Here is a 17,146-nt window from a genome sequence, read left to right on the forward strand (position 1 = left end):
AGTCCCGTGCCCTATGCCTGCACCAAAGTCGACGATCTGGAAAAAAGCACCATGGTTGGCAACCACCAATGCGTCGCGCTGGTCCGCCACTACGCGGGTGCGCCTGCCACATTGGCCTGGAAGCAGGGCGAGGCAGTGCTGGGGAACCGTTTGCTGCGCAATGGCACGGCCATTGCCATATTCGTCAACGGCAAGTATGCGAATCATCAGCAAGGCAATCACGCGGCCCTGTATATGGGACAGGCGCTGGACGGTATCCTCGTCATGGACCAGTGGGCGGGCAAGCGCCCGGGCATTGTGACTTCGCGCACCTTGCGTGCCAAAGGCCAGTACAAGAATGGCTTGCATATCGACCCCAGCAACAATGCCGACTCTTTTTCCGTCATCGAATAAGGGAGCATCGATGCCACATCGACGTTTGTTGACCGGCGCCGCCTGCTGCCTATTCCCTGTGTTCGCGCAGGCTGCGATGCCCGCCGTGAATGCTTGCCCGGACAGCGTGCCTGCGACAATGATCAGGCTGAACGCCGTGCCGGCTGGCTGGACGCCGTATATCGGCAGCCCACTCTACCTGAGTGCCGCGGCGCCGATCGACGGCGCGCCGGCGCGCAGGGGGCAGCTCGTGCCCAGCGGGGAGCGTAAGAAGCAAGGGAGAACGACGCTCAGCTACCGGCTGGAAGGCCCCTACCCAGACGGCAAGTGGCTGCAGTGCAGCTACGGCGAGCATGGTGAGGTAACGCTGTCGCGGAGGATGGACGACAGTGTCAGCCTGTGCGAGTTCACCTACAGGAAAGGCCGCAAGGCCGGGCAGAACGAGATCGATATCGATTGCCGGTAAGTGAGTTGGTATCAGCGGTATTGCCGGGTGAATCGCAGGCCGCTGCAATCAGTGCCTGCAGCTGTGCATGTCGGCTTACGCGTTCCGCTAAGCCGACCTACGCAACTGCCGCCCGCCGGCGGGCCAGACGCAAAAAAGCCCGCCGAAGCGGGCCTTGTCACTCTACAGTCAAGCCAAAAGCTCAGAACTGGTTCATGGTGTTGTCTTTGCCGGCAGCCTTGAGCGCCGCTTCGCCGCTGAAGTAATCCTTGTGATCGTCGCCGATGTCCGAGCCGGACATGTTTTGATGTTTCACGCAGGCGATGCCCTGGCGGATTTCCTTGCGCTGCACGCCGGCTACGTAGCCCAGCATGCCCTGGTCGCCGAAGTATTCCTTGGCCAGGTTGTCGGTCGACAAGGCGGCCGTGTGGTAGGTCGGCAGGGTGATCAGGTGGTGGAAGATGCCGGCTTCGCGAGCCGAGTCGGCCTGGAAGGTGCGGATCTTCTCGTCGGCCTGGACTGCCAGTTCCGTCTGGTCGTATTCCACGCTCATCAGCTGGGCACGGTCGTAGGCGGACACGTCCTTGCCTGCGGCTTTCATGCCATCGAAGATTTGCTGGCGGAAGTTCAGGGTCCAGTTGAACGACGGGCTGTTGTTGTACACCAGCTTGGCGTTCGGGATGACCTTGCGGATTTCGCTGACCATGCCGCCGATTTGTGCGATATGCGGTTTTTCCGTTTCGATCCACAGCAGGTCGGCGCCGTTTTGCAGCGAGGTGATGCAATCGAGCACGCAACGCTCTTCGCCGGAACCGGCGCGGAACTGGAACAGGTTGCTCGGCAGGCGTTTTGGACGCAGCAGCTTGCCTTCGCGCTTGATGATGACGTCGCCATTGCCCAGCGCGTCGGCCGACACTTCTTCGCAGTCGAGGAAGGAGTTGTATTGGTCGCCCAGGTCGCCTGGTTCAGTCGTCACGGCGATCTGCTTGGTCAGGCCGGCGCCCAGCGAGTCGGTGCGGGCGACGATGATGCCGTCGTCCACGCCCAGTTCCAGGAAGGCGTAGCGGATGGCGCGGATCTTGGCCAGGAAGTCTTCGTGCGGTACCGTGACTTTACCGTCCTGGTGGCCGCATTGTTTCTCGTCGGACACCTGGTTTTCGATCTGGATGCAGCAGGCGCCCGCTTCGATGAATTGTTTCGCCAGCAAATAGGTGGCTTCGGCATTGCCGAAACCGGCGTCGATGTCGGCGATGATGGGCACGACGTGGGTCACGTGGCCGTCGATCTTGGCCTGGATCGCTTGCTTTTCAGCGCCTTGGGCCGCGTCCAGCTGGCGGAACAGGCCGCCCAATTCGCGGGCATCGGCCTGGCGCAGGAAAGTGTACAGTTCCTTGATCAGTGCCGAGACGGCGGTTTTCTCATGCATCGACTGGTCCGGCAGCGGGCCGAACTCGGAGCGCAGGGCGGCAACCATCCAGCCGGACAGGTAGAGGTAGCGGCGGTCGGTGCTGTTGAAGTGCTTCTTGATCGAGATCATCTTCTGTTGACCGATGAAACCATGCCAGCAGCCGAGCGACTGGGTGTACTTGGATGGGTCCGCATCGTAGGCAGCCATGTCGTTGCGCATGATCTTCGCCGTGTACTTGGCGATGTCCAGGCCGGTCTTGAACTTGTTCTGGGCGCGCATGCGGGCGGCGGACTCGGGATTGATGGCGTTCCATGCGCTGCCTTGTTGGTCTTTCAAACCAGCAACAGCTTTGATGTCGTCTTGATATTGGGACATGTGAATCTCCTAAAAAGAAAAGCTATGTTTGAGAAAATCGCCGAGTGCGCCACAACGTCTTGTCGAAGCAAACTGCATGACTAAATAGTAGGCCGATTCGCGCCGATCTTCAAGTCTTATATAAGACATATAACTTAAATTAAGTCTTTGTTTTTCAACGGATTAATTATTATTTTTCAGGATATGAAATGAATTTTCAAAAAGTGAGAGGATATATTGCTGAGTCTGCTGTTCGGAATTCCGCGATGTGAAACGTCTTTTCAGAATTTGGTGCAGCGCGACAAAATCTGGGCGAAAAAAAAGCCACCCGAAGGTGGCCTTGGCCGCTGGCGGCTGATTTAGCGTCCCACGGTCTGCCGCTGATCCTTGATGAACAGCGCCGTCAACATGCCGATCACGCACACGCCGATCACGTAATAGGCGGGACCCAGTACATTGTTCTTCAGCATCAGGGTCACGACCACGGGCGTCAGGCCGCCGAAAATCGCATACGACAAGTTGTAGGAAAACGACAGTCCCGAGAAGCGCACCTGGGCCGGGAATGCCTGCACCAGCACGTAGGGCACGGCGCCGACGACGCCGACGAACAGGCCCGTCATCGCGTACAGGGGCAGCAGCAGGTCGGGGCGGCTGCCGACGGTGGTGTAGAAGATATAGGTACTGATGGCCAGCAGCACGGAACCGGTGAAGATCACGCGCTTGCCGCCCAGGCGGTCGGCCAGCATGCCGGCGATGATGCAGCCGAAGGCCAGGCACAGGGTCGCCACGGTATTGGCGACCAGGGTGGTGCGCGGCGCGATGTGGTGGATCTTTTGCAGCAGGGCAGGCGTCATCAAGATGACGACGACGATGCCGGCCGACAGCATCCAGGTCAGCAGCATCGACACGGCGACGGCGCCGCGGTGGCTGCGCAGCACGGATTTCAAAGGCATTTCCGTCGCCAGCGCCTTGCGCTGCTGCATTTCCGCAAAAACAGGGGTTTCATGCAGCCAGCGGCGCAAATACATGGCGCCGAAGCCGAAGATGCCGCCCAGCAGGAAGGGATAGCGCCAGGCGCCCTCGCTGATTTCTGCCGGCGTGTAGACGGTGTTGAGGCCCGTCGCGACGAGCGAACCGAGCAGGATGCCCACCGTCAGGCCGGCCGTCAGCACGCCGCAGGCAAAGCCCGTGTAGCGGCTCGGCACGTGTTCCGAGACAAACACCCAGGCACCCGGCACTTCGCCGCCCACGGCCGCGCCCTGGAAGATGCGCATCAGCAGCAGCAGCAGCGGCGCGGCCAGGCCGATGCTGGCGTAGGTCGGCAGCAGGCCGATCAGCAGGGTCGGCACGGCCATCATCAGGATGGACAAGGTGAACATGCGCTTGCGGCCGAGCAAGTCGCCGAAGTGGGCCATGACGATGCCGCCCAGCGGACGCACGACGTAGCCGGCGGCGAAGATGCCGAAGGTTTGCAGCAAGCGCAGCCATTCCGGCATTTCCGGCGGGAAGAACAACTGGCCGATGGCGTTGGCAAAGAAGACGAAGATGATGAAATCGTAAAATTCCAGCGCGCCGCCGAGGGCGGCCAGCGACAGGGTTTTGTAGTCTTGCTGGGTGAGGGGACGGCTTGCGGCGTGGATGGCGGCGGTGTTGGAAGTAGGCATGTGTCTCGTTCTTGTGTGTTATCGGAGATTGCCAGATCTAGCATACGCATTTCCGCCGCGTGAGTAAACGCGGGGCGTACGGGGACCAGCCTCAGCTGTGCTTAATACAACGCCGCTATCATCGGCGTTGACTTCATTGGAAAGGACACAGTATGCATATCATGATCGTGGGCGCCAGCCGGGGCCTGGGACGCGCACTGGTGGACGGTTTGCTTGCTGACGGCCACGCCGTCATTGGCGTATCGCGCCAGCAACCCGCCGACTTGCCTGCCGGCCAGGGCACGCGGCTGCAATGGATCGCGGCGGACCTGGCCGCACCCGCGGAGGCCGTCGAACGCATCGCCCGCGAAGTGCCCGCTGTGTTGGACGCGGTGATCTATAACCTGGGCGTGTGGGAAGAAAAAGCCTTCAGCGATGACTACGCTTTCCTCGGCGATGCGGACGATACTATCGTCGACATGGTCAATACCAACATCACGTCAACGATATTGCTGCTCAAGCGGCTGGTGCCGCGCTTGCTGCCCAGCAGCAAGCCGCAGCTGATCCTCACGGGATCGACGTCAGGCTTGCGCCAGAGCGGCCGCCCGGAAGTGACGTTCAGCGCCTCGAAATTCGCCCTGAACGGCATCGCCGATGCCTTGCGCGAAGGTTTCCGTGCACAGGGACTGGCCGTGACGGCGCTGCAGCTCGGCTATCTGAATACCTACGATGGCTTGTCCGTGCCGCTGGCGGACGCCGCCGCGCGGGGCGAAGGCGAGCTGATCCCCGTGCATGACGTCGTCGCCGTCGTGCGCATGCTGCTGAACCTGTCGAGTGCCTCGTTCGTGCGCGAACTGGTGCTGCCGGCGCTGCGCGACGAGCGTTTTTAGCCGCTATGCATCGTCGCCGTAGACTTCGGACCAGCCGAGACGCTCTTCCAGCCACTCGTCCGCTTCGGACGAGTCCATGTGCAGCAGCAGGGCGCCCAGCCGCAAGTTGCCCTTGGCCAGGGCCAGCACGGCGAACACGGATTCCAGCATGACGGGGTCCAGCTGGCCCTGCAGGTCGCGCGCGGCGATGGCGGGCAACTGCGCCCAGGCCGCCTGATAGCTGGCGGCCAGCCAGTCCGGCAGCGGCGGATTGTGCTTGCGGTGGCGTTCCAGCTCGATCAGGGTGATGAGCGCATAGAAATCTTCCGCGCGGGACGGTGCGTTGCCCAGCAGGTGGACGAGCTGGGGCACGGCCGCATACGAGGCGACGCCCACGTCGCCCTGGTGGTGCAGCTCTTCCCACAGCTCATGCCAGACGTCCTCGCCTGCCTGCATGGCCTTGAGCGCCCCGGCCACGTCGTAGGGCATGCGGTAGCCGCCTTCCAGGGTGGGCCAGATGGGATCGTCGAGTGATAACAGCATGGGTTTCCTTGATGATTGGGGAACGCTCGCCTGAGCAAACGCGCACTATACAAGCACTAAGCAAGCACCCGGCGCACGCAGCGCGCGTAGCCGTCAAACGCGCGCGCGTTCTGGTAGGCGACGCCCGTGTCGAAATCCTTGCACCAGGCTTCGTCCTCGATGTCGCCAGGCTCGCTTGACCAGTGCCAGTTCGGCCGGAACACCTCTTTCAATGTCGCATACAGCAAGGTCTGCTCGCGCCGATCCGGCAGGCTGTGGCCCAGGCTGGCAGCCCAGTTGGATGCGGCTTGCCAGGAATGGTTCTCCTGCTCGTACTCGTCCGGCAGCAGCACCAGGTGGTAATCGGGCGCGCCATCCCAGCCGAGGATCAGGCCGGCATAGCGTTCGCCCGGCTGCAGGGCGATGGGCGCGTCGGCCGATGGCGCCAATGTGACCCGGCGCACGGCGCAGGCGCGGCCTGAATAAGTCTTGCGATAGTTGTACTGGGTGCCGTTGTCGAAATCGTGGCTCCACGCCATGCGGGGCAGGATGGCGTCCGCTTCCGACGACCAGTACCAGGCATCCGGGAAGGCGTGGCCCAGGTTGGCGTGCAGCAAGGCCAGTTCGCTGCGCGTCGGCAGGCAGGCGCCGCGCGCCGCGGCCCAGTCCAGCGCGGCTTGCCAGGGCAGGGCATCGGCCTCGCCGGGCAGCAGGAACAACTGGTAGCCGGCGGCACCGTCCTGGCCAGGCATCACGCCCGCGTAGTGCTCGCCTGCAGCGGCGCCCAGCACGCCCGGGCAATGCTCAAACCAGCCATCGTCTTCTTCCGTGGCAATAAATGCCGCGATCAGCGCTTGCTGCGCGGGCGGCGCGGCGGCCAGCAGGGTGTTGAAGCAGGTGATGGCCGAGGCGTTGGGCGTGCCGGCGCCGTTGGCGATACCGACGAGAAAGTCACCGGCCCAGTCGGGCAGGGTGGCGATCAGGCGCGGCAGTTCGTGCAGCAGGGCGGTGCAATACGCCGTCTCGCCGAAACGCCAAGCGGCGCGGTTGGCCGTCTGGTAGGCGCCGTAATCGTGCTCGGCCTGCACGGATTGCACAATCGCCAGCGCGTAGTGCGCGCCTTCCTTGCCCGTCAGCGCATCGAGCATGGCGCAGTAGCGCTGGAAGCGCCGCTGCGCTTCATCGGACGGTGTGGAGGTATCGTCATCCTGGATAATGTTGCCCACAATTAGTAATTCGGCTTTCCAGAGTTCAAAGGCAGTTGGCATGGCTGTGGCTGGCGAGAGTGGCGTCGGCCATGATTATGCCCCGACCATTGGTGTTTCAGCGTGCTGATTGAACATGCTACAGTCCGCCTTTGCCGCCAGCCTGGTGCGGCTTTGCCTGGATCATGATTGATGCCCACCTGGACTTCCCCGCCCCAACTCGTCGCCCTTGCCGCCTTGTATGCGCAGGCGCAGGCCCATCCTGAAACGATCAGCGACGCGGCCTTCCTCGAGGCCGTCAAGGCTGCCCACTGGCCCACCAATTGCTGGAGTTACGTGGAAGCATCGTTTGCCATCATCGCGCCAGCCTGCCTGCTGCGTCCGCATCTGAGCGCCGGGCTGATCGTATTCCCCATCGATGCCATGATCGCGGGCGGCCTGGACGATGCGGGGCAAGTCATCGCGATTGGCCGGGCCTGCGCGACGCGCGACGCGCCGTACGTGGAGGTGAGCGAGGAGGGCAAGCGCTGGCTGACGCAGGTGTGGCCGGGACTGGGGGCGGTGGTCGAGAACGTGTTCCAGTCCAGGCTGCAGGCGGCGCTGGCCGATGACGATGATGATGAATAAGCGATGAACAAGCGATCAACAAACGCCGACGCTTGACGCCGAAAGCCCGTTTACGTTAGGGTATACGTAACTACTTACCTATATTCTGCTAACATGTCCTCCAACCTGCAAACCTATGGCTCGCTGATGCTGGCCAGCCGCCTGCGCCGTCTTTCCGATCAATTGTATGCGGGCGTTGATACCAGCTATCTGGCGGCCGGCGTCGAGCTGACGTCGCGTTGTTTTCCCTTGTTATTGCTGCTGCGCGACAATGGCCCCACGGCGATCACGGCCCTGGCCGCGCAGATCGGGCAGACACATCCGGTGGTGGTGCAGCTGGGACGCAAGCTGCTCGATGCCGGCGTGGTGGCGGAGCTGCCGGATGCCAAGGACGAGCGGCGCCGCCTGCTGGCGCTGTCCGACGCGGGGCAAGCCTTGCTGCGCGACATGGCGCCCCTGTGGGACGACGTGCGCGCCGCCGTCGATACGGTATTCGAGCAAGGCACGCCGCAGCTGATGGCCAGCCTGGACCGGGCCGAAGCGTGCTTGCAGGCGCAGGGTTTCGGCGAGACGATCGCCGCGTGCCGGCGCCAGCGCGAGCGGGCGGCCGTGGAAATCATCGACTACGACGCCGATTACGCGGCCGACTTCAAGCGCCTGAATATCGCCTGGCTGGAACGCTACTTTTATGTCGAGGCGCTCGACGACAAGGTGCTGTCCGATCCGCAACGCTCGATCCTCGACGATGGCGGGCAGATTTTCCTCGCGCGTTTGGACGGCAAGATCGTCGGCACCTGCGCCCTGATCCGTGCCGGCGGAGACAGCATCGAGCTGTCGAAGATGGCCGTCACGCCGGAATGCCAGGGCCTGGGCATTGCGCGCCGGCTGATCGAACGGGCCTTCGACGCCTTCGAGGCCAGCGGCGCCAAGCTGCTGTTCCTCGAGTCGAACAGCAAGCTGGCGCCCGCCATCCGCCTGTACGAAAGCAGCGGTTTTACCCATGTGGCGCGGCCCGCCGGCGACGCGCATTACCAGCGCGCCGACGTCTACATGGAGTGGCAAGGCAGGTAGCACACGCCAGGGCGCCACGCGGCGCTCCCCATCGGCCGTCTCCCGCGTTACAATACGTGCTCCCATAACGGAACCACGGTTCCACTATCGAGAGACGCCGACGCCGCATGCCTTCCTTCCCGATGCCCTTCCCGCAGATGATCGTACCCCCGGAGCCCACCCAGGCGCGCAGCAAGCAGGCGTTCGAACGCCTGCTGCAGGTGGGTGAACAGTTGTTGGCGGAAAACCGTTTCGATGAAATCGGCGTGGCCGACCTGGCCAGGCTGGCGGAAACATCCGTCGGCACGTTTTACCGTTTATTGGGCGAAAAGGACACCCTGAGCCGCTTGCTGCTGCAGCGCTTTTTTTCCGACATGGTGGAAAAGGTCGAAACCCTGACGGAACTGCGCCAGTGGGAAGGGCGCAGCCTGGAAGAGTTCATCCGCGCCATGGTGGCCATGTTCGTGGCCGTGAATGGCGGGCGCAGCGGCGTCTTGCGGGCCTTGATCACGCGTGCGTCGCAGGATGCGCAATTCCGCGACAGGGTGCACCAGATCAATCATCTGATCTCGCAACGCACGGTCGCCGTGCTGGCCAGCAAGTCGTCCAGCATCCGCCACCCGAACCCCACGCAGGCGATGATGGTCGTGCCGCCCGTGCTGCTGGGCATCCTGAACCAGCATACCTTGACGGGTTCGCTGTCCTTTTTGTCGGGTGCGGCACTCGAGGATGAGCTGGTGCGTGTTGCTTTAAATTACCTGACTTGAGATATTTAGCGATTTAACTTGAAATCGGAATTCGGATTCCGTATTATGTTTTCCAACAGCAGGAAAACATATTCCTGCACCTGAACACAAAGCATGTTCAACAGCAAGGAGACAGAATGCGGCGTCACACGACATCCGATGTTCCATTGCATTACCTCGACCTGGGCAGGGAGCAGGGCGATCCCGCGCAGTCAGAGCCTATTTTTCTGTTGCACGGCCTCGGTTCCTGCGCCGCAGACTGGCGTCCGCAGATCGATGCCCTCGGCAGCAGTTATCGGCTGATCGTGCCCGACCTGCGCGGCCATGGTGCCAGTCCCGCGCCAAACGGCGATTGGCAGATCGGCGACTTCGCCAACGACCTCTTCAATCTGATGGACCAGCTCGAGGTGCCGCGCGCACATATCGTCGGCTTTTCCCTGGGCGGCATGGTGGGCCTGGAAATGGCCAACCGCGCCCCGGGCCGGGTGGCCAGCTTGTGCCTGATCAATTCTCAACCATTTCAGGGCAGCAAGCCGGCAGCGCTGCTGTTTGCCTACTGGCTGCGGCGCACGGTGATCGCCACTTTCGGCCTGAAAGCCATGGGCAAGATCATCGGCAAGAAACTGTTTCCAGATCCGCCACAGCAGCCCCTGGTCGAGCGCTTCGCCACGCAGATGGCGGGCATGGACAAGCGTGCCTACCTGGCCGCGCTCGATGCCATTTTCCACTGGGATATCGACATCCATTTCCAGGCCCTGGCCATGCCCGTCTTCATCATGGCGGCCGACCAGGATTACACGCCCGTCGCCAGCAAGCGGGCCTTTGCCGCACAGTTTCAGCAGTGCGAGATCGAGATCATCGCGAACTCGCGCCATGCCACGCCCCTGGACCAGGCGCAGCGTGTGAATACCTTGTTGCAGTCCTTTCTCGCCACACATTCAAAATAAACAGGCCACTCGCCGCACGGGCAGGGGCCGGGAAACAGTCATCGCAGGGCAGGTGCTCGCTTCACGCGCGCGGGTACCGTGACGTCTTGCGATTCTGCAAACCGGCCGTCTTCCCTGGTGGTAAGCAAGCCTGACATTGGAGACGTTATGAAACTTGCTTTGAAATTAATGCCCGCCGCCCTCGCCGTTGCCGGCGCGTTCGCCACCCAGGCCCAGGCGCAGGAAACTAGCCCTGCCACTGCTGTCAGCGCTCAGGAAGCCAGCGACGCAAAAGAACGCATGGAAACCGTAACGGTCTCTGCCCGCCGCCGCGAAGAACGGCTGCAGGACGTGCCGCTGGCCGTCACGGCGTTTTCCGCCAAGGCCCTGGAACGGGCGAATATCCAGAACCTGGCCGACTTGCAGGAGCGCGTGCCGAACCTGACCGTGTACGCTTCGCGCGGCACGAATACCACCCTGACCGCGTTTATCCGCGGCGTGGGCCAGGCCGACCCCGTCTGGGGCGTGGACCCGGGCGTGGGTATTTATTTTGACGACGTCTACATGGCCCGTCCGCAAGGCGCGCTGCTCGACGTGTTCGACGTGCAGCGCATCGAAGTGCTGCGCGGCCCGCAAGGCACCTTGTACGGCAAGAACACCATCGGCGGCGCCATCAAGTACATTTCGCGCCCCCTGGCAAAGGAAAACGGTGCCTCGGCGGAAGTGGGCATTGGCAATTACAATCAGCGCAACTTCAAGGCCGCCTTCAATGTGGCCAACGAGAGCGGCACCTGGCGCGCGCGCCTGGCCGCTGCCAAACTGGACCGCGACGGATTCGGCCGCAACACGTTTAACGGCGAACAGGTCAGCGACCAGGACAGCACGGCCGCGCGCCTGTCCGTCGGCTACTTTCCGCAGGACATCCCCCTCACCGTCGTGCTGAGCCTGGACGCCACGGACGACAAGTCCGGTGTGCGCGGCTTCCAGCGCATGGGCGTGAGCGCTTTCGATCCGCTCAAGCGGCCCGCCAGCACGGATGCGTATGACATCCAGAGTGGCATGCCGGGCAACAACTTCACGCACAACCGGGGCGGTTCGCTGGTGGCCAACTACACCTTGTCGAACGACTGGTCCGTGAAAGTGATCGGCGCCAAGCGGCGCAGCACGTCCGAGCAAACCATCGACTTCGACGGCTTGCCGCAACCGATTGCCGACGTGTTCGGCGATTCGCGCGACGAACAGAAAAGCCTGGAATTGCAGGCCTCGTACAGCGGCGACTACGGCGCCGGCGTGATCGGCCTGTACCGCTTCGAAGGCACGGCCGGCGGCGGCATCTACAACAACTTCCTGGGGCGCCAGTTTACGACCGCCGTCAGCACGGTGGAGACGGACAGCACGGCGCTGTACACGGATTGGACCTGGCCGTTCGGCAAGGTGTGGAGCATCAATGCGGGCTTGCGCCACACGCGCGAGGAAAAGCGCGCCATCGTGCTCAACCGCGCTTTTGCCGATGTGGGCTTCACGCGGCCCATCCAGACGGCGGCCGACTTCGACAAGTCCTTGTCCGTCAGCAATACCTCGCCGAAAATTTCCGTGCGCTATGAAGCGTCGAAGACGACGAATTTCTACAGCAACCTGTCGCGCGGCTTCAAGTCGGGCGGCTACAACGTGCGCGCCAACAACCTCGTGGTGCCCGATTCCGCGCGGCCCTACAAGGATGAAAAACTCGACGCGCTGGAAGTGGGCATGAAGTATGCGGCGCCCGACGACACCTTCGACGCCAACGTGGCCCTGTTCTACAACCGCTACAAGGATATTCAATTGTCCGTCTTCACCAGCTATGTGCAGCCGGGCGGCGTGCCGGGCTTCTATGGCGACTTCACGAATGCGGGCAAGGGCACCGTGAAAGGCGCTGAGTTCGAATTCTCGTGGCGGCCGAACCGCCAGTGGGAAGTCAACGGCTTCCTCGCCCTGCTCGATGCGGGCTATGACGAGTTCATGAGCGGAGGCAAGAACATTGCGGATACGCAAAAGTTCAGCAATACGCCAGCCCGGCAAGTGGGCTTGAACGTGACGCGCACGGACCGCGACGTGTTCGGCGGCGCCTTGCGCAGCATGCTCGGCTATGGCTACCGCAGCAAGGTGTATCCGACGACGGACTTGAGCGAAACCCTGGCGCAGGGCGGCTACAGCATCTGGACGGCCGGCGTCGTGTGGGAAGCGCCAAAGAACTGGACCTTCAGCTTGCATGGCAGCAACCTGGGGAATAAGCGCTACCGCACGGATGGCTACAACATTCCCGCCGTGTTTATCCTCGACGGTTTTTATGGTCCGCCGCGCCAGATCATCGCCAAGGCTGGCTACAAATTTTAGAGTTCTTCACTGCCGGGGCCGGACCCGTTGGGTCGGGCCTCGCGGGTCGGAAGTGCCGGCTTGACGTGCGTCAAGCCGGGTCGTTGTCGCTGTTTTCGTCGTGAATAATAATCAGGAGACTGGCATGGCACATCTGCATCAGCAACTGCGTCATTTATTTTCTGCACTCATCGCCGCCTGCGGCTTGCTGGCCGCGCTGCCGGCTTCCGCCGGGCAGTGGGACTTCGGTCTGTACGCGAGCCTGTGGGGCTCGCGCGAATACCAGGTCTGGCTGCCGAGCAATTACAATCCGAATACGCCGCTGCCCGTCGTGCTGATGCTGCACGGCTGCGGTTCCGAGCCGAACAGCATGGCCGCCGTCAGCCGCTACAACCAGCTGGCCGACAGCGAAAACTTCATCGTCGTCTATCCGCGCCAGAACGTCACGGCCAACCCCATGCGCTGCTGGAACTTCATGTTGCCCTTGAACCAGGAGCGGGGCACGGGCGAGCCGGCCGTGCTGATGGGTATCTTGAACAAGGTCAAGAGCAAATATGCGGTGCAGGACAGTCGCGTGTACGTGACGGGCATCTCGGCCGGCGGCGCCATGGCCTCCATCATGGCCGCCTGTTATTCCGACGTGTTCGCCGCCGTGATGGTGCATTCGGGCGGCATGTACAAGGGCGCCATCGGCATGCTCACGGCCGCCGACTCGCTGTTCAACGGCAGCTCGTTCGACCCGAAAGTGCGCGGCAAGGATGCCTGGCGCTGCTCCGGTTCGCCGCGCCGGCTGATGCCGACGATGGTGTTCCACGGCACTTCCGACATCGTCGTCAATCCCGTCAACGGCGAGCAAACCATCGAGCAATTCCTGCAGACCAGCGACTACGGCGACGATGGCCTCGACAATGACAGCGTGCGCTACCGTGCCGACAGCATCGTGCGCCAGACGGTGCCGTACGGCCGCAGCTATACCATCGACACCTACCTGCACAACGGCGCCGTCATCGCGCAAAAGTACACGGTCGAGGGCATGAACCACGCGTGGAGCGGCGGCCCTCCCGGCTGGCCCTTCAGCGATGAGCTGGGCCCGGACGCCACCGTGATCAGCTGGAATTTCTTCAAGAATTACCAGCGCTGATGCTGTAAGGAACTAGCAGCTTGTACAATGGGGCGCAGCAATTGCGCCCCATTTTTATGCCCGTGAAAGATCCCATGCCTGCTTGCCGTTTGCTGTCCTGTCTTGCCGTTGTATTGCTGTCCGCCTGCGCCGGCACCGGCCCGTCCGCGCCATCGGCGGCCGACCTGCAAGCGTTCGAGCGTGCCGCCCAGCAAGACAGCATGCGCAGCGAGTGCGACTGGAACGTGCGTTATGCGCCCATCGCGCCCAGGGACGCCAGCGTGGCGCAACTGCAGGCCATCGCCACGGCGCGCCTGGGGGCCCTGCAACTGGCGCCCGCCTGGACCTTGTCCATGCCCGGCAGCGAGGCGCACGCCTTTACGGACTCGGCGCAGGACCGTGCCGGGCTGCAATTGTTGCTCAGCATCGTCTTGCCGGCCATGGAGCGCTACCCGGCCGGCGTCTTCGCGCGCACGGGCTTGCGCCACGTCGTGCTGGTGAAGGATTTGAGCGTGGACGGCCAGCGCCGCCTGGCCATGCCGGCGCCGGAAATCGACAGCGTCGTCTACGCCGACAACCTGCTGGCCGCCCTGTGTCCATCCGGCATGGAGCTGCGCGTGCACCACGAGTATTACCACTTCATCGAATACCGGCTGTTCAACGATTTCTATTACCGCGACCCCGCCTGGCTGGCCCTAAACCCGCCCGGCACAGCCTATGGCCAGGGCGGCGCCACGGCCTACGGCAAGGGTTTCCAGAACCTGGGCCACCCGCAGCCCGGGCTGGTGAGCCTGTACGCCGCCTACGGCCCCGAGGAAGACAAGGCGGAGGTGTTCGGCTGGATGATGGCGCCGGCGTATGCGTTGCGGCTGGAACAGTGGACGGCGTTTGATCCCACCCTGCTGGCGAAGCGGCAATTGTTGATGGATGTATTGAGCAGCAAGACAGATTCTTACTAAATATCAAGTCTGTTTCGCCTTTGCCACCTTGCGCACGTCCTGACGGCCGTCCTCCCGGTATTTCCTGGTAACTATATAATCGGCGCTTGGGCGATACCCGCCCCTGAACGTCGATTGAAGGAATGCCATGCCAGGATATTTCATGCGCTCTGCAGCGCTCTTTACCGTATCGGCGGCGTGCCTGTCTGCCAGTGCCGCCGAGGCGGTGGTGGATGCGCAGCAGCGCGCGTCCTTGCTGGATTTTTATGCGCAGCAATATCCGGGCGAGCCGGCCACGCGCACCGTGTTCGAGAGCGTGCCCGTGGTCGGCGGCCGCGGCAGCGAGGTGGTGGGCAGCGTGGAAACGCCGCCGTATCGCGGCCATGGCGCGCTGTGCCGGACGCAGCGCACCAAGTTCGTGCTGCATGGCGAAGGCAAGCAGGCGCGCTGGCAGGAGGCGGGCATGGAGTATTACGCCTGGCTCGACCGTGGCACCTGCCGCGCGGTGGCCGAGCCCGTGCGCATGCTGCAACGGATTCCCGATGTGGAACTGGAAGGCGTGTTGCTGTACCAGAAGCCGTTGCTGGAGCGGGCGCGATTATTGATGGCGGGTAACACGGCCTGCGCGCCGCTACGGGCGCTGAAATTTACGCTGGCAGCCGTCGACGTGGGCGCCGCCGCCCCGCGCGCCGAAGAGCGCTACGCGCTGGTGTTCAAGAGCGACCGCGACAGCTACACCCGCGTCTGGCTGCGCAAGAGCGGCGCCCAGTATGACGCCTGGAATGTGACTTGCCCGCCAGTGCTGTAAGCTGCGCTCCCTTGATTTATTTTTTGACTATTGCAACCATGAACGAAAATTCCACTTCCGCCCGCAGCTGGGGCACCATCGTCACGCATAGCGACGAGATGGCCATCATCTACCGCTATGTCGACACCTTCCATGACGACTGGGACCTATCGTCGCAGCCGGACCGCATCATCATCGCCTGGCGTTACGAAGACGAAACGGGCATGCCCGCGCCGAACGAGCGCGAGCATATGGAAGAGCTGGAAGCGGCGCTGGCGCCCGTGGTGGAAGAAGAGGGCTTCGCCACCCTGGCGCTGGTGTCGACGGGTGAAAACTTGCGCGAATGGATTTATTACACGCAGTCGGGCGAAGAATTCTTCAATCGCCTGAACACGGCGCTGGCGCCGCGCCCGAAATTTCCGATTGAAATCCGCAGCGCGGCCGATCCGGCCTGGTCGACTTATGCCGGCTTCATGGCCGCCCTGCCGAAGTAATTACACCAATGCAGCCGTCACGATGCGCGTGGCGGCCGTGATGATGTCCTGATTCGTGTCCGCGTTTTTCTGTTCGCGCGTGTAGTACACGGCGATGAGCAGCGGCGCGCCGCTGGGCGGGTAGGCCACGCCGATGTCGTTGACGCTGCCATAGGCGCCCGAGCCCGTTTTATCGGCTACTTGCCAGCCGGCCGGCACGCCGGCGCGGATGCGTTTGTCGCCCGTGGTGTTGCCGCGCATCCATGTGGCCAGTTGCTGGCGCTGCGGCGCCGGCAAGCTATTTTCCAATAACACTTGTTGCAAGCTGTGCGCCATCGACGCAGGGCTGGCCGTGTCGCGCATTTCGCCGGGGATGGCGCTATTCAATTCTGTTTCCCAGCGTTCCAGCTGGAATACCGTATTGCCGATGCTGCGTGCAAACGCCGTCACGGCTTGCGGCCCGCCCAATATTTTCATCAGGAAATTGGCCGCGCTATTGTCGCTGTACTGCAAGGTGGCGGCGCACAGCTCGGCCACGCGCATGCCATCGGCCAGATGTTTTTCCGTGATGGGCGAATAGGTGACCAGTTCTTTTTTCTCGTAACGCACGAGCTGTTCCAGCAAGCCCGGCTGGCTGACGCTGCGGTCCAGCACGGCGGCCGCCAGCATGGCCTTGAAGGTGCTGGCCAGGGGGAAGCGTTCGTCGGCGCGGTAGGCAACGCGCAGTTCGCTGCCCTGGCGCCAGGCGGCAACGCCGAGGCGTCCGCCGGCGGCCTGTTCCAGCGCGGCCAGTTGCGTGTGGGCGGCGGCGATGCTGGTGGCGGGTGCGGCAAACAGCAGCGGTGCCGGGCACAGCAGGGTAGTGCCGGCGGCCAGCAGGAGGGTGCGGCGGACGTGGTTCGGGGAGTCAGTCATGGTCTGTAGCTATTTTTGGAGTGGAAAGGGTGGCCAGCAGTTCGCCGATGGCGAGCAGGTTGGCCGGCTTGGTCAAATGGTGGTCGAAACCGGCCGCGCTCGATTGACTGCGGTCGTTTTCGGCGCCCCAGCCCGTCAATGCGACGAGCACGACCTTGGCGCCGGCCGGTATCCGGCGCAGCGCGCGCGCCACTTCGTAGCCGTTCATGCCGGGCAGCCCGATATCGAGGAAGATGACGTCTGGCAAAAATTGTGGCGCCACGGCCAGGGCCTGCGCGCCGTCGTGGGCCACTTGCGTGGCATGGCCCATCATGTCGAGCACGGCGGCAAGGGTATCAGCCGCATCGACGTTGTCGTCGACCACCAGTACGCGGAAATGGCGGCCGCTGGCGGCGGGGGCGGGCGCGTCCGGTGT

General features: G+C 63.0%; 18 protein-coding genes. 12 read left to right on the forward strand and 6 right to left on the reverse strand.

All coding sequences use genetic code 11. The annotated features are described in order from the left end of the window. Positions 1-6 precede the first annotated feature (6 nt). Entirely contained in the window at positions 7-393 is a 387-nt protein-coding gene (locus tag JAB8_RS20455; protein WP_254679556.1) for a BPSL0067 family protein, read from the forward strand. Between the two features lie 10 nt (positions 394-403). Further along, positions 404-838, forward strand: coding sequence for an STY0301 family protein (locus JAB8_RS20460; protein WP_139143107.1), 435 nt, complete (start codon positions 404-406; stop codon positions 836-838). Positions 839-1,019: 181 nt separating this feature from the next. Here JAB8_RS20460 and JAB8_RS20465 read toward each other — a convergent pair whose 3' ends face one another. Beyond that, entirely contained in the window at positions 1,020-2,600 is a 1,581-nt protein-coding gene (locus JAB8_RS20465) for an isocitrate lyase (protein WP_070291187.1), read from the reverse strand. 338 nt (positions 2,601-2,938) lie between these two features. Next, the gene (locus JAB8_RS20470) at positions 2,939-4,243 is read right to left on the reverse strand and encodes an MFS transporter (RefSeq protein WP_070291188.1); all 1,305 of its coding nucleotides are present in this window, start codon (positions 4,241-4,243) and stop codon (positions 2,939-2,941) included. 152 nt (positions 4,244-4,395) lie between these two features. Between JAB8_RS20470 and JAB8_RS20475 the strand changes: the two genes are divergently transcribed. Continuing rightward, on the forward strand, positions 4,396-5,112 hold the full coding sequence (locus JAB8_RS20475; protein ID WP_070291189.1) for an SDR family oxidoreductase: 717 nt from the start codon (positions 4,396-4,398) through the stop codon (positions 5,110-5,112). 3 nt (positions 5,113-5,115) lie between these two features. Here the strand turns inward: JAB8_RS20475 and JAB8_RS20480 are convergent, their stop codons facing one another. Both JAB8_RS20480 and JAB8_RS28660 read right to left on the reverse strand, forming a co-directional pair. Further along, positions 5,116-5,634, reverse strand: coding sequence for a hypothetical protein (locus JAB8_RS20480; RefSeq protein WP_070291190.1), 519 nt, complete (start codon positions 5,632-5,634; stop codon positions 5,116-5,118). A 56-nt stretch (positions 5,635-5,690) separates the two neighbouring features. Continuing rightward, positions 5,691-6,881 carry a DUF1566 domain-containing protein gene (locus JAB8_RS28660; RefSeq protein ID WP_139143108.1) on the reverse strand — a complete coding sequence of 397 codons (1,191 nt, stop codon included), beginning with the start codon at positions 6,879-6,881 and terminating at the stop codon, positions 5,691-5,693. A 129-nt stretch (positions 6,882-7,010) separates the two neighbouring features. Between JAB8_RS28660 and JAB8_RS20490 the strand changes: the two genes are divergently transcribed. From JAB8_RS20490 to JAB8_RS20530, 9 genes are all read left to right on the forward strand, one after another. Beyond that, positions 7,011-7,445: a hypothetical protein gene (locus JAB8_RS20490; RefSeq protein WP_139143109.1), complete on the forward strand. Its 435-nt coding sequence runs from the start codon at positions 7,011-7,013 to the stop codon at positions 7,443-7,445. A gap of 93 nt (positions 7,446-7,538) precedes the next feature. Continuing rightward, positions 7,539-8,495 (forward strand): bifunctional helix-turn-helix transcriptional regulator/GNAT family N-acetyltransferase, encoded by a 957-nt coding sequence (locus tag JAB8_RS20495; protein ID WP_070291192.1) that lies wholly within the window; start codon positions 7,539-7,541, stop codon positions 8,493-8,495. A 107-nt stretch (positions 8,496-8,602) separates the two neighbouring features. Beyond that, the gene (locus JAB8_RS20500) at positions 8,603-9,241 is read left to right on the forward strand and encodes a ribbon-helix-helix protein, CopG family (protein ID WP_070291193.1); all 639 of its coding nucleotides are present in this window, start codon (positions 8,603-8,605) and stop codon (positions 9,239-9,241) included. A gap of 116 nt (positions 9,242-9,357) precedes the next feature. Further along, the gene (locus JAB8_RS20505) at positions 9,358-10,167 is read left to right on the forward strand and encodes an alpha/beta hydrolase (protein ID WP_083287822.1); all 810 of its coding nucleotides are present in this window, start codon (positions 9,358-9,360) and stop codon (positions 10,165-10,167) included. A gap of 147 nt (positions 10,168-10,314) precedes the next feature. Beyond that, entirely contained in the window at positions 10,315-12,519 is a 2,205-nt protein-coding gene (locus tag JAB8_RS20510) for a TonB-dependent receptor (RefSeq protein ID WP_070291195.1), read from the forward strand. A 124-nt stretch (positions 12,520-12,643) separates the two neighbouring features. Further along, a complete protein-coding gene (locus tag JAB8_RS20515) occupies positions 12,644-13,639 on the forward strand; it encodes a PHB depolymerase family esterase (protein WP_070291196.1) in 996 nt (331 codons plus the stop codon). Between the two features lie 74 nt (positions 13,640-13,713). Further along, positions 13,714-14,577, forward strand: a complete 864-nt coding sequence (locus JAB8_RS20520; RefSeq protein ID WP_070291214.1) for a hypothetical protein — start codon at positions 13,714-13,716, stop codon at positions 14,575-14,577. Positions 14,578-14,719: 142 nt separating this feature from the next. Continuing rightward, entirely contained in the window at positions 14,720-15,364 is a 645-nt protein-coding gene (locus tag JAB8_RS20525) for a hypothetical protein (RefSeq protein WP_139143110.1), read from the forward strand. Positions 15,365-15,402: 38 nt separating this feature from the next. Then, a complete protein-coding gene (locus JAB8_RS20530) occupies positions 15,403-15,837 on the forward strand; it encodes a DUF695 domain-containing protein (RefSeq protein ID WP_070257244.1) in 435 nt (144 codons plus the stop codon). Here the strand turns inward: JAB8_RS20530 and bla are convergent, their stop codons facing one another. Together bla and JAB8_RS20540 are read right to left on the reverse strand one after the other, a co-directional pair. Beyond that, positions 15,838-16,731: a class A beta-lactamase gene (gene bla, locus JAB8_RS20535; protein ID WP_070291198.1), complete on the reverse strand. Its 894-nt coding sequence runs from the start codon at positions 16,729-16,731 to the stop codon at positions 15,838-15,840. Beyond that, positions 16,724-17,146 (reverse strand): response regulator (locus tag JAB8_RS20540; RefSeq protein WP_139143111.1); only part of this gene is annotated, 423 nt, incomplete at its 5' end. The genes bla and JAB8_RS20540, both read right to left, overlap by 8 nt.

Source organism: Janthinobacterium sp. HH106, assembly GCF_001758725.1.
In the GTDB taxonomy this organism is placed as follows: domain Bacteria; phylum Pseudomonadota; class Gammaproteobacteria; order Burkholderiales; family Burkholderiaceae_D; genus Janthinobacterium.